This window comes from Mycolicibacterium aurum (assembly GCF_900637195.1).
Lineage (GTDB): Bacteria > Actinomycetota > Actinomycetes > Mycobacteriales > Mycobacteriaceae > Mycobacterium > Mycobacterium aurum.
Genome location: NZ_LR134356.1, coordinates 1,193,339 through 1,206,457 on the forward strand (window position 1 = coordinate 1,193,339; position 13,119 = coordinate 1,206,457).

The window sequence follows — 13,119 nt, forward strand, 5'->3', positions numbered from 1 at the left end:
CACCTCCGCGCTTCTGACTAGGGACGACATGAGTAAACTGAAGTTCGGTCATGACATTACAGCCGAGGGGAGTCACGGGTCAAATGCTTTTCACTCATGACACCGAGCTCACACTGCGCGCGGCCAGTGTCCTGATCAACAGCGACCGGGTGGACGGCGAGCAGTTGGGCGACCTCGCGGCCCTCGACGCGTACCTCGACGGTTTCGGGTGGACGGGCAGGCGGGACCACGACGCCGCCGAGCTGGAGTCGGTGCACCAGCTGCGGGCCCGGCTTGGCCGGATCTGGGAGTCGGCCGACGACGAAGCCCGCGTGGTCGGTCAGGTCAACGCGTTGCTGTCGGACACCAGGGCCTCGCCGTGGCTGACGCGCCACGCCGAGATGCCGGAGTGGCATCTGCACCTCGCGTCCATCCACGACCCGCTGTGGCAGCGCATGGGCGCCGAGATGGCGATGGCGCTGGCCGACATCGTGCGCGCAGGGGAGCTGCGACGGCTCAAGATCTGCGATGCCCCGGACTGCCACGCGACCCTGGTCGACCTGTCCCGCAACCGGTCGGGCAAGTTCTGCGACACCGGCAACTGCGGAAACCGTCAGCACGTCGCCGCCTATCGGGAACGCCGCTCCAACAAGTGATCTGACCCCTCCAGCGTCGCCGCTACGCTGGCCGAGGGGGAGTGATGGCACAACCGACCACGCGTCTTCAGGTCAGCGGGCACCGCTTCCTGGCACGCCGGATGGAGCACGCGCTGGTGCGCGGGGACGTCCGGATGATCGACGACCCTCTGCGCGCGCAGTCGCTGTCGTTGGCGGCGGGTGCGGTGCTGGCGGCGATCGCCGTAACAGCCTGCGCGGTACTGGCTTTCGTGCGACCGGGGGGCAGCCTCGGGGATGCGCCGATCGTGGTGGCTCGCGAGTCCGGCGCGATGTACGCCCGGGTCGACGGCGTCCTGCATCCGGTCGTCAACCTGGCCTCGGCCCGCTTGATCGTCGGCAGCGCGGCCGAACCGCGGGTGGTCTCGCAGCGTGCGATCGATGGCGCCGACCGCGGGCCGCAGATGGGCATTCCCGGCGCGCCGGCCCGGATTTCCCCACCGCTGCCCGCCGGCGAAGCGGTCTGGACCGTGTGCGACGACGAGGACGGCCGCACCACGGTCACCGTCGGACCGGACGCGGACACGGCGCCCGGTTCCAGCGTGTTGGTGACGCCACGCGGGGGCAGCGCCGCGGAGACGTACCTGCTGCACGACGGCTGGCGGGCCCGCGTCGACCTGCGTCACCCCGCCGTCGTCCGCGCGCTGCGCATCGACGGCGTTGTGCCACAGCAGATTTCCCCGATCGTGCTGGACGCGATCCCTGAGGCCCCGGCGATCGAGCCGCCCCGCATCCCGGACGTGGGGACGCCGGGACCCGCTGCACTGTCCGGTCGCCCCGTCGGCACCGTCGTGAAGGTTCCGCAGGCCGACGGCGGTGCGGCCGACTACTACGTGGTGCTGGCCGACGGCCTGCAACGCATCGGTGAGGTCGCCGCGGATCTGATCCGCTACACCGACGGGCGCATCCGGGAAGAGATTCCTGCGGTGTCGGCCGATGTCGTCGGCGCATTGCCCGTCATCACCTCACTGCCGGTGGCGACGTTCCCGGACAGCGGCGGGGTGGACGCGGCGCCCGTCGTGTGCGCGCAGTGGAATCCGGAGCCCGGTGACACGGCCTCACACACCACGATTCTCGCGGCCGGCGAGGTGCCGGGCGTCCGGCCGGTCGCGCTCGCGCAGGCCGACGGCGACGGTCCCGCTCTCGACGGTGTGGCCGTGCCGGCCGGCCGCAGCGCGTTCGTCCAGTCGGTCGGTGTCACCGGCGCCGGGGAGAACACCGCGTCCCTGTTCCTGGTTACCGATTCCGGTGTGATCCATGGCATGTGGGATGCCGACACCGCCGCTGTCCTGGGCCTGGCAGGTCCCCCGGTGCCTGCGCCGTGGCCGGTGCTGGCGCGGCTGCCCCGCGGCCCGGAACTCAGCCGGCGGGCTGCCTCAGTCGCCGGTGACGTGATCGGCACGTCGCCGTAGCCGGCCGGTCATCGCGGACGTCAGTGCGACACAGGCGGTGAGCGCCACAAGTGCGACGGCACCGCGGATCGCCGTGTGGTGGGACCGGTCGGTGGCCTCGGCGGTGTCGGTGCTGACCTGTGTCGTGGTGGCACGCACCGTCTCCGCGGTGCCGGGACGGCTGATCGCCGCGAGTGCGTCGACGACGCCGTGCCCGACGACGGGGTCCCAGCCCGCGGGCGGACGGTGCGCGGTGTCCTCGACGCGCGCCATGACCTGCCGCGCCGTCAGTTCGGGCCAGCGGGCGCGCACCAGGGCCACAACGGAGGTGACGACGGGGGCGGCGTAGCTGGTCCCGGAGATCGTCGACCCCGACGGTGCGACGTCGACCAACCCATCACCCGTGGCCGCGAGCGAGACGATTCCCTCGCCGGGAGCTGCGACGTCGACCCACGGCCCGGCCAGACTGAAGTCCGAAGGTGTGCCGTCGATTCCAACCGAACCCACGGTGAGGACGTAGTCGTCGTACCAGGACGGGCTCACGATCATGGCCACCTGGCCGGCCTCGGCGACGTCCCGCGGGTTGTGCTGCGTGCACGGCCCCGGGCCACCGACATTCCCTGCGGCGCTCACCACGACGACGTTCTTGACGTCGACCGCGTAGGCCAGTGCGGCGCCCAGCGCCTGATCCTCGAGTCGGTCGCCGACAGGCACGCACGCCACCGTCGAGATGTTGATCACCGTCGCGCCCAGATCGGCGGCCGTGCGCACCGCCGCGGCCAACGTCTCCACGTCGCCGACGCCGGTCCCGCCGGCATCGTCGATCGCGTGAAATTTGTTGCTGGACTGCCTGATCGACAACAGGGACACCTCCGGCGCGATACCCGTGAAGCCCCCTGCGCCGGACGAATCGGGCGTTGCGCCGATGATCCCGGCGACGATGGTGCCGTGGCCGTCGCAGTCGGTGGTGCCGTCGTGGCGGGACACGTAGTCCCCGCCAGGGACGAGATGCGGCAGCCGCCGGTGTCGCGCCACCCCGGTATCGATCACGGCCACCGTCTGACCGGCGCCGCGGGTGAGCGCCCACACGCTGCGCAGGTCGATCCCGGTGAGTTGGCCGGGATCGGCCGTGGCATCGGGCGGGGTGGCGACGCACTCGTCATGCTGAGCGGTGGGATGCACCGGGCCGGGCGGGCCCGCGGCAGGCAGGCGCAGTTCGTCGATCGGGGGCGGGCTGACCGCGTCCGCCGTGGGTGCCGTCGCGACCATGGTGAGCGCGGCCACCGAGAGCACCCGCAGCGCTCGCGCCGCCATCACAGACTCCACTCACGCACAACGCCGTAGAGCCCCGTCACCCAGAATGCCAGCGGGATCACCGCCGCCAGGGCGAGGTACTCGGTCACCTGAATGATGCGGCGTGTCAGCGGGTTCGGTACGGCCGATGTGTCGGCTCCCCGTCGCAGACCGGCGCCGCAGGCCACGGCGGCGGCGACGCTGATCCAGAATCCCTGCGCGGGCGCTGCGGCCACCGTGACCAGCGCCGCCATCACCAGCGCGGCGACGCCGGCCGTGGCGAGGCAGGCTCGCCGGTACCCGTCGACGTGGCACCGCTGCCGGAGAAGGAGCACCACCGCGAGATCCGTGGCGAAGGCGGCGGCCAGAGTCGACGACGTGCCGGTGTGGATCGACACGGCAGCGGACACGGCGACTCCGAGTGCGGCCGTGGCCGACCAGCCCGCCACCAGGCCGGTGAGTGTGCGGTGCGCTGCGGCGGCCCGACGCGCGCCGGCATCGTGACGCGACGGCCCGAGGCCGGCGGCGGCGACCGTGAGCTTCGGCGCCCACGACAGTGCGCCGAGGGACAGCACCGCGAGCGTCGCACCGGCCACACCTGGTTGCGGCGCCACGGTGGCGCACACTGCCGCCGACGCGGCCATGGCACCTGTTGCCGCCGAGCACGCGATCAACACGGCGTCGCCCGGTGTGACGCGCAGCAACACGGCCGACATGGCGAACGCGGCGGCCGCCGAGAGCAGGAACACCGACTGCCATCCCGCGCCCGGTATGGCCAGAACGCCTGTGGCGGCGGCGAACACGACGGACCACCCGTGGAGCAGCGCGGCGAGGTGACGGTCGCTGCGGCCGACGGCCACCGACCCCGCCGCCGCGGCTGCGGACAGGCCCGCCGCGGACCAGAGGGGCCATTCGCCCGGGCTGGCGAGACCGTATCGGAGCAGTGCTGCCGCGCCCAGCGCTGCGGCAACCAGACCACCCGCCAGCACTGTGCCTCGCCGCGGCGCGGTCGGCCGGGCGGGTGCGGTGGCCGCGACGACGCCGCAGGCCTCGGTGGGGAGTCTGCGTGGCCGCGCGATCCGCGTCGTCGCCAGGACCAGTGTGTCGCCGTCGTCGACAGCGTTGTCCCGCAGCGATATCGACGTGTCCAAGGTGGCGCCTGCGACACGTGTCAGGTACCAGTGGCGGGGTCGCCCCGGACCGCCGATGACGGCGTCGACGATCGCGGGCAACAATTCCCCCAGGGGGTGCCGGGCCGGAAGTACCAGCTCCACCGTGGTCGGCTCGTCCGTTTCGGTGGTGTGAACAGCCAGTCGGCACAACGTATCCCGCACCGGTCGACGCTAACCCGGCCGCGCTGGTGGCAGATGCAGAAGTTCATCCGGCTGTGGATGGAACGACATCGGTGTGCGGTGCGTCTATTCCTATGTGGAGGACGGGCGGATTGTCATCGAGGCGCCCCCGAAACCGCCCGTCCTCACACCCGCGAATCCGATGGCCCGGCTGCTTCCGGTCGCGATGATCGCGGCAATGGCGGGTATGACCCTGCTGTACCTGACGTCGACGGACAGCACGGCACGCAGCCCGATGTTCCTGTTCTTCCCGGCCATGATGCTGGTCTCCCTGATCGGGACGCTCGTTCACGGCGGCCGCGGGGCGGGTGGCGGCGACCTCCCGGGGCAGCGCGCCGAGTACCTGCGCTACCTGGACACCCTCGACGGCGCGCTCGCCGAGGCCGCCGACCGTCAGCACGACGCGCTTCACCAGACGCACCCTCACCCGGCGGCCCTGTGGACGCTCGTCGGTGGTGAGCGCACGTGGGAGCGCGCCGAGGACCATCCCGACTTCTGCGCGGTGCGCGTCGGTCTGGGCGCGCGACCGGCCACGATCACCGTCGTCGCGCCCGAGCTCGGCGCGGAGGACGAGGCCGACCCGGTGACCACCGGCGCGGTCCGGCGGCTGATGGACAACCGCGCGGTCGTCCGCGCTGTGCCGGTGAGCGTGCCGCTGCGTACGACGCGGGTGCTCGTCCTGACCGGCGATCCAGACGTCGCCCGGGCGGTCGCGCGCGCGCTGGTCTGCCAGCTCGCTGTGCTGCACCACCCCGATCTGGTCTCCGTCTCCGCTGCAGCCCCGCATGACTGGGACTGGCTGAAATGGCTTCCGCACCACGCCGTCGGGGCTCGGCACCGCGTGGTGATCGCCGACGGTGGAGACCAGCCCGCAGCCGCGGACGGGGAGACCGTGATCGCCATCCGCCACGAGGACGGCGCGGGGGAGGTCGCTGTGCACTGCGACGGTGAGCGCCTCACCGTGCTGTGCGATCAACTGTCCCTCGCCGATGCCGTTGCGTGCGCGCGGCGGCTGGCGCGTCACCGTCGGGACCTCACCGCCACTCGGCGCGTGACGCGGGACGCGGACTGGTCGGCACTGATGGGAATCACCGATCCCGGCGCCGTCGACGTCGACCGGATGTGGTCCCGCGGGCGCGGATCCGGACTGCTGCGGGTGCCCATCGGGGTCGCCGACGACGGCGCCATCGTCGAACTCGACATCAAGGAAGCGGCTGCGCAGGGGATGGGTCCGCACGGGTTATGCGTGGGCGCAACGGGTTCCGGTAAATCGGAGTTTCTGCGAACGCTCGTGCTCGGGATGATCGCCACGCACCCCCCGGATGTGCTCAACCTGGTGCTCGTCGATTTCAAGGGTGGCGCCACATTCCTGGGCATCGAGAAGTCCAACCACGTCTCGGCGGTGATCACCAACCTGGCCGACGAGGCCCCGCTGGTCGCCAGGATGCGCGAGGCCCTCTCCGGTGAGGTCAATCGTAGGCAGGAGATCCTGCGCGCAGCAGGCAATCTGACCAGTATCGACCAGTATCGCCGCGCCTGCGCCGGCGATCGGACGCGTGTGCCCCTTCCGGCACTGTTCATCATCGTCGACGAATTCTCCGAACTGCTCAGCCAGCACCCCGACTTCGCCGAACTGTTCGTCGCGATCGGGCGGCTCGGCCGGTCTCTGGGCATGCATCTGCTGCTGGCCAGCCAGCGCCTCGACGAGGGCAGGCTGCGCGGCCTGGAAACCCATCTGTCCTATCGCGTCTGCCTGAAAACGTTCTCGGCCAGTGAATCCCGGGCAGTGCTGGGCGTTCCCGATGCCTACCATCTGTCGTCGGAACCGGGCGCCGCCTACCTTGCGACCGCCGCTGGCACGCTCACCCGATTCCAGACCGCGTACGTCTCGGGCGGGTATGTCCCGGCCGTCAGGCCGGCGGCCGAACCGGCGACCGTGCGGCCCTTCACGCTCGCTCCGGACGACGACCGGGCCATGGACCTGCCCGCGCCGTCACAGGGATCTCTGTTGGAGGCGGTGCTGGCGCAGCTGGCCGGTCGCGGTGCCGCGGCGCATCGGGTCTGGCTTCCGCCGCTGCGCCGGTCGCCGGAACTGAGCACGCTGCTGTCCGCCGAGCCCGTGCGTCACCTGCGCGTGCCCATCGGTGTGGTGGACAGTCCGTTCGAGCAACGCAGAGATCTTCTCATCGCCGAACTGGGCGGCGCTGCAGGTAATGTCGCGGTCGTCGGCGCACCACGTTCAGGCAAGTCGACGGCACTGCAGACCCTCGTGGGCGCGCTGGCCGCCACCCACGACGCCGGTGCGGCTCAGTTCTACTGTCTCGATTTCGGCGGCGGCGCGCTGTCGGCGCTGCGCGGGTTCCCGCACGTGGGCTCGGTGGCTGGACGTGGCGAGCCCGACCTGTGCCGACGCACCGTGGCACAGCTGGAATCGGTGCTGCGGGACCGCGAGGCCGCAGGCTCCCGGGACGGCGACGCCTATGGTGACGTGTTCCTTGTCGTCGACGGCTGGGCCACGCTGCGACAGGAGTTCGACGGTCTGGAATCGGCGGTCACCGCGCTGGCGGCGCAGGGACTGGCCTACGGCATCCATGTGGTCATCGCCGCCGCGCGTTGGGCAGACCTGCGGCCCGCCCTCAAGGACCAGATCGGCACGCGGATCGAGCTTCGGCTCGGCGACCCCACCGAGTCGGAGATGGATCGCAGGCGTGCCAAGGATCTCGCCGACCGGCCGGCGGGGCGGGGGATCACCAGGGACGGTCGCGAGCTGGCGATCGCCCGGCCCGATCTCGACCCCGCGCGCGTCGTTCATCACGGCCCCCGCGCGCTGCCCGTCGAACTGCTGCCCGGCAGGGTCGAGCAGCATCTGATCGCGGCTGCGGCGCCTGCCGCCGGCAGGGTCGCCATCGGGTTGGGGGAGCGCGACCTACGACCGGTGGTACTGGATTTCGCCGCGCACCCACACCTGCTCGTTCTCGGCGACGGCGAGTGCGGCAAGACCTCGCTGCTGCGCCTGCTGTGTCGCGAACTCGCCGCGTCCCCGGACGACCTCCGCCTGGAGATCGTCGACTACCGCCGGACCCTGCTCGGTGTCGTCGAGTCCGGGCACCGCACCGGCTATGCGGTCTCGGGTGCCGCGGTCGCCTCGCGACTGGCCGCCGTCAGCGAGATCCTCGACTCCAGGATGCCCGATGAGCACGTCACCCAGCGCCAGCTGAAGAACCGGTCCTGGTGGCAGGGTCCCGACATCTATCTTGTCGTCGACGATTACGACCTGGTGGCCGGCGCGACGGGCAACCCGCTGACACCGTTGGCCGACTTCCTGCCGCACGCCAGGGATCTCGGGCTGCACCTGATCGTCGCGCGCCGATCCGGTGGCGCGGCGCGTGCCATGTTCGACCCCGTGCTGGCTCGGATGCGCGACATGGGCTGCGCCGGCTTCATGATGAGCGCGGCACCCGAGGAGGGCGTGCTGCTCGGCTCGGTTCGCCCCACTCCGCTGCCGCCGGGCCGCGGCACGCTGATCGTCCGGGGCGGACCCGACGAGCTGGTCCAGGTCGGGTGGGTGGAGCCACCGTGACGCCGGTGGTCGTGGAGGTCGGTCCGCAGACCGTCTGCGGCCCGGGATCGGTTTCGCCGCAATGGATCGCAACCGCGCTCGACTGCATCGACGATCCGATCGCACTGCTCGACGGGCACCCGGTGGACGTGTCCGGACTGTGGCGCGACGTGCTCGACGCCGCTGCCGGCGAGCGCCCCGGCCGGCTCGTGCTCGTGGTCCCGACGTGGTGGTCGACGGGCCGCGTCGGTGTCATCGCCGACGCCGCAGGCGGCGTCGCTTCGGATGTCATGGTGCGGCGGCGATCCGAGATCCTCGCCGCCACCGATGCCACGCTCGTCGAGCTGTCCACCGAGTACGCTGCCGTGGCGTCACCACCGGCGCCACCCCGGGTGTTCGCCCGTGATGCCGCGGAGTTCACGGCGCACCTGGAGACGGTGACCGCGGTGGTGCTCGACGTCCCCGCCGGAGTGCCGCCGTTGCCGGCCGCATCCCTTGCGGCCATCCGGCGGGCCGGAATACCGCTGACCTACTGCACCGGTAATCGGCTGTTGCAGGCCGCCGAGGCTGCCGTGGCCGAGCACAATGCCCGCGATGGACTCGGTGTCGGCCGCATCCGCCCGGGTCGGCGCAGCACCGCCGTTCTGGCAGGCGCCGTGCTGACGGTGGCGGCAGTCGGTGGGGGGTGGGCGGCGCAGACGCTGACCGGACGGCCGTCCGTCGACGGCACGAGAATGCTGGTGGATGGCTCCGTCGCGCTGCGTGTGCCCGCGCAGTGGAGCGTCGAGCGCATCACGTCCGGTTCCGGTTCGGCCCGGCTCCGTGTCGCAGCGTCGGGCGGGGTGCCCGCCCTGCACGTCACGCAGTCCGCGCACCCGGGCGTCACCTCGATCGCCGACGTCGCCGAATCCCTGCGCCGGGCAATAGGATCCGAGCCCGACGGGGTGTTCGTCGATTTCGACCCCACCGCCGAGCGCGGCGGCAGGCCCGCAGTGACGTACGTCGAGAGGCGGGCTGACGGTGACACGCGGTGGTCCGTCGTCGTCGACGGTGTCACCCGGATCGCGATCGGCTGCCAGGGTGCAACCACCGCCGTCGAGGACGTCTGTCTTGAGGCGGTGCTTTCGGCGCACGCCGTGAAGTGAAATACACATCGGTGGAACCGAACTCGTCGCTGCCGCGTCCAATCTATATACCGCGTGAAAGTCCAGGGAAGGAACCACCCATGCCGTCACAGTCACCACCGTCGGGGCCCTACGCCTCTCACGGCTCCGCGCTCGCCACCGACTTCGACCTCATGGTGTCGGTGGCAGGCAAGACCGACGCCCGCAACGACGAGATCCGCGCGATGCTGCAGTCGTTCATCGGCGCCATGAGTAATGTCCCGCCGTCGGTGTGGGGCGGTGTCGCGGCGGCACGGTTCCGGGAGGTGGTGGACCGCTGGAACGCCGAATCGCTGAAGTTGCACGCGGCACTGCAACGCATCTCGGAGACCATCCGTGACAACGAACGCATCCTGCGTGAGGCCGCCGAGGGCCACTCGCAGCGCATCGCCACCGTCGCGGCGAGCCTGTAGGAGTACACGATGAGCCACACGCTGTCCTATGACTTCGGCGAGATCGAATACACGGTCCGCCAGGAGATCCAGACGACGTCCGCGCGGTTCAACGCCGCGATCGACGATCTGCGGGCCCAGATCGCCCCGCTGCAGTCGACGTGGACGGCCGAGGCGGCCGAGGCCTACCGCGTCGAACAGATGCGCTGGGAACAGGCCGCCGGTGCACTCAACGACATCCTCGTCCGGCTGGCCGGCGCGGTCCGCGAGGGGTCCGATGACGTGGCCGCCACCGACCGCAGTGCCGCTCACGCCTGGGGCGCCTGACGCCCCGCCCAAGTCTGTGCGGCCCCCGCGAGGAGGGGAGCCGAGCGGGGGCCGCACAGTACTCTCGGCGCACACACCTGGGCTAGGGTGGAAGCAGGTGTGATGGCGGACACAAAGGAACGCCAGGTGGCAGCTTCAGGTATCTCAGCCGGACGGGGATCGTCCCGTCCGTCGTCGTCGACGCTGGAATCGGTGCACGAACGGTTCGTGGCCGGCGAAGTGGACGCCACCTACCTGAATTCGTCGCTGCGCCCGGTCGTTGCGCAGAGCTGGCAGCGCAGCCTGGCAGGTGGTGTGAATCCCGATCTGGCCGCCGCGCGGGCCGCCGACGCGGTGAGCGCCATCGAGCGGTTGCGCGAGACGCACCCGCTGGCGCCTGCGCTGCCGGTGATCCGGCGCCTGCTCGTCGACGACGCCGTCGACTCAGGGGTCGTCGTCGCCGTCAGCGCCGCCGACGGAACGCTGCTGTGGGTCGAAGGTGATCCGAAGGCACGTCGCAAAGCCGAGGCGATGAACTTCGTGCCCGGCGCCGACTGGAGTGAGCGAGGCGCCGGCACCAACGCGCCGGGAACCTCACTGGCGCTGGACCGCGAGGTGCAGATCCTCGGCTCCGAACACTTCTCCCGGGTGGTGCAGCCCTGGAGCTGCACCGCGGCCCCGGTGCACGACCCGGCCACGGGCGCCCTGCTCGGCGCCATCGATCTCACCGGCGGCACCGAGGTGGCGTCGTCGCAGACCCTGGCCCTGGTCCGCGCCACCGCCTTCGCGGTCGAGAACCACCTCGCGCTGCTGCGGGCCACCGGTGTGTACGCCGAGCCTGCCGCCCGCAAACCGCATCTGGTCGTGCTCGGCGGCGACCGGCCGCGCTGGGTGACGACCGACGGCTACGGCCATCTGCAGGCCACCCATCTGACCGGCAGGCACGCCGACATCCTGGTGCTGCTCAGCCGGCACCCCGAGGGCCTCTCGGCTGACCACCTGGCCGTGTTGCTCGACGACAAAGACCTCGACGTGGTCACCGTGCGCGCCGAGATGTCGCGGCTGCGCAAGGTGATCGGCGCCGAGAACCTCGGTTCGAGGCCGTACCGGCTCCTTGCCGCGATCACCAGCGACATCGGCGAGGTCTTCGAGGCGCTCGACGCCGGTGACGTGGAATCCGCGTTGACCCGCTACGCCGGACCCCTGTTGACGCAGTCGGTGTCACCCGCCATCGCGCGACTGCGCACCCAGCTGTCGGCCACGTTGCGCGACGCCGTGCTCGCCGAAGGAGCGCACGGTCGCGCGGATCTGCTGCGCCGCTGGCTTGAGTTGCCCGAGGGGCGCGACGACCGCGACGGGTGGAAAGCGTTGCGCGACAGCGCCGGTCTGACCGCGGCCGCCAGGGCCCGGGCGCGCGGCCACCTGGCCGGCCTGGACTTCGAACTCGGCTGAAAACCTGAGTAGTTCGCCATAGCCCCTGCTCAGCCGTCATAGAAAGACGAGTTGTCAACAGCGGCATGGGAATTCAGGATGTTGCCATGGACTTCCGGGCCTACGCGTCGTTCCTTCCGTCCGCCGACATGGTCGACGTGACGGCGCCGACCAGTACGTGGTGGCCGTGGCGGGGTCGCACCGTGCACATCGCGCGTGCCGTCGTCCCCGACGCCGCCGTCCGCGTCATGGTGATCCACGGCGGCGGCGGGTACAGCGGCGCACTGTGGCCCGTGGCGTCGGTCGCGGCGGGCGGCCGGTACGGCGGTGTCGACCTGCTCGCCCCCGACCTTCCGCTCTACGGCGACACGGTCGAGCCCGACCCGGCGGGCGTCCGCTACGGCGACTGGGTGGAGCTGCTGTGTGAGCTCGTCCGCGCGGAACGGGCCGCGGACCCGCGGCCCTTGGTGCTGTTCGGCGCCAGCATGGGCGGCATGCTGGCCTACCAGGTGGCCGCGCGCACCGGCCTCATCGACGCGGTGCTCGCGACGTGCCTGCTGGACATGTCGGACCCCGATGCCCGCGCGGCTGCCACCAGGTTCGCGTGGATGGGTCGACCGGCCCCGGCGGTGCTCCGTGCCGTCGAACCGGCGCTCGGGCGGGTCCGGCTGCCGATCCGCTGGCTGGCGGACATGGCCGCGATGAGCTCCGACCCACGGCTGTCGCGCCTGTGCGCGTCCGACCCACGCGGCGGCGGGGTCAGCGTGCCGCTCGGCTTCCTGTCCAGCTGGATGAATTTCGCAGGCACCCCACCCGAGCAATTCGACGCCGCCCCGGTCACGCTCGTCGCGCCCGCCGCCGACACCTGGACACCGCCGGAGTGCAGCATCCGCTTCCTGCGCCGGATCTGCGGGCCGACCGAGCTGGTCCTGCTGGACAACTGCGGCCACTTCCCGATCGAGGAACCCGGCCTGACCCAGCTGCGCGACGCCACGCGGACCGTGCTCAGGCGGGCGGTGGAGCAAGCCGGTCGATCGTGACGGCCAGCGCGTCGACGTCGAAACCGCGGCGGGTCATCACGCGGTGCAGCTGCGCGTCGATCGTATGGACAAGGGTCTGCGCCGTCAGCTCGACGTCCTCGCCCCCGCGGTCGCAGCGCTTGAGGTGGAACGCCACCTCGTCGCAGATCCGCTCCTCGAATCCGCGCAGCTCGTCCAGTTGCTCGGCGCTGGGCTGCGCCATCCGGTGCAGCAGTGCGTGCAGTCGCGGGCCGTCCCGGTGCAGGTCCACCACGGCGTCCAGCAGGGTGCGCATCGTCGCGTCGAACGGCGGTGCGTCGGCGCGCAGCTGGGCGAAAACGGCCGTCAAGCGTCGATCCGCGTCGCGCACATGCCGCTCGGCAACGGCGTGCAGCAGCGCCGACTTGTCAGGGAAGTACTGATACAGCGTCCCGATCGACAGTCCGGCGCGCTCGGCGATCCGGTTGGTGGTGGCCGCGAACCCCTCCCGGGAGAACATCTGCGCAGCGGCTTCCACCAGCGTGTTCACGGTGTCCCGGGAACGCTGCTGGCGTGGACTT

General features: G+C 71.3%; 11 protein-coding genes. 8 read left to right on the top strand and 3 right to left on the bottom strand.

All coding sequences use genetic code 11. The annotated features are described in order from the left end of the window. Nucleotides 1-83 precede the first annotated feature (83 nt). On the top strand, nucleotides 84-635 hold the full coding sequence (locus tag EL337_RS05800; protein WP_048630106.1) for a CGNR zinc finger domain-containing protein: 552 nt from the start codon (nucleotides 84-86) through the stop codon (nucleotides 633-635). Nucleotides 636-679: 44 nt separating this feature from the next. Then, complete coding sequence (gene eccB / locus EL337_RS05805; RefSeq protein ID WP_048630107.1) at nucleotides 680-2,065, top strand: type VII secretion protein EccB; 1,386 nt, start codon at nucleotides 680-682, stop codon at nucleotides 2,063-2,065. Here eccB and mycP read toward each other — a convergent pair. Beyond that, nucleotides 2,030-3,358: a type VII secretion-associated serine protease mycosin gene (mycP, locus tag EL337_RS05810; RefSeq protein ID WP_048630824.1), complete on the bottom strand. Its 1,329-nt coding sequence runs from the start codon at nucleotides 3,356-3,358 to the stop codon at nucleotides 2,030-2,032. The genes eccB and mycP overlap by 36 nt on opposite strands. Then, a complete protein-coding gene (gene eccD / locus EL337_RS05815) occupies nucleotides 3,358-4,671 on the bottom strand; it encodes a type VII secretion integral membrane protein EccD (protein WP_048630108.1) in 1,314 nt (437 codons plus the stop codon). The genes mycP and eccD overlap by 1 nt, the downstream gene beginning before the upstream one ends. Before the next feature lie 160 nt (nucleotides 4,672-4,831). Here eccD and eccCa point away from each other — a divergent pair, with 160 nt between their 5' ends. The 6 genes from eccCa (at nucleotide 4,832) to EL337_RS05845 (ending at nucleotide 12,580) form a co-directional block, all read left to right on the top strand. Beyond that, nucleotides 4,832-8,269, top strand: coding sequence for a type VII secretion protein EccCa (gene eccCa, locus EL337_RS05820; RefSeq protein ID WP_197724255.1), 3,438 nt, complete (start codon nucleotides 4,832-4,834; stop codon nucleotides 8,267-8,269). After that, complete coding sequence (locus EL337_RS05825; protein ID WP_048630825.1) at nucleotides 8,266-9,393, top strand: type VII secretion-associated protein; 1,128 nt, start codon at nucleotides 8,266-8,268, stop codon at nucleotides 9,391-9,393. The genes eccCa and EL337_RS05825 overlap by 4 nt, the downstream gene beginning before the upstream one ends. An 80-nt stretch (nucleotides 9,394-9,473) precedes the next feature. Beyond that, a complete protein-coding gene (locus EL337_RS05830; protein WP_048630110.1) occupies nucleotides 9,474-9,824 on the top strand; it encodes a WXG100 family type VII secretion target in 351 nt (116 codons plus the stop codon). 9 nt (nucleotides 9,825-9,833) lie between these two features. After that, complete coding sequence (locus EL337_RS05835; protein WP_048630111.1) at nucleotides 9,834-10,130, top strand: WXG100 family type VII secretion target; 297 nt, start codon at nucleotides 9,834-9,836, stop codon at nucleotides 10,128-10,130. Between the two features lie 102 nt (nucleotides 10,131-10,232). Further along, nucleotides 10,233-11,561 carry a helix-turn-helix domain-containing protein gene (locus tag EL337_RS05840; RefSeq protein WP_197724182.1) on the top strand — a complete coding sequence of 443 codons (1,329 nt, stop codon included), beginning with the start codon at nucleotides 10,233-10,235 and terminating at the stop codon, nucleotides 11,559-11,561. 86 nt (nucleotides 11,562-11,647) lie between these two features. Beyond that, complete coding sequence (locus tag EL337_RS05845; RefSeq protein WP_048630112.1) at nucleotides 11,648-12,580, top strand: alpha/beta hydrolase; 933 nt, start codon at nucleotides 11,648-11,650, stop codon at nucleotides 12,578-12,580. On the opposite strand, the gene EL337_RS05850 is transcribed toward EL337_RS05845, so the two are convergent. Then, nucleotides 12,546-13,088, bottom strand: coding sequence for a TetR/AcrR family transcriptional regulator (locus EL337_RS05850; protein ID WP_232786677.1), 543 nt, complete (start codon nucleotides 13,086-13,088; stop codon nucleotides 12,546-12,548). The genes EL337_RS05845 and EL337_RS05850 overlap by 35 nt on opposite strands. Between the last annotated feature and the right edge of the window lie 31 nt (nucleotides 13,089-13,119).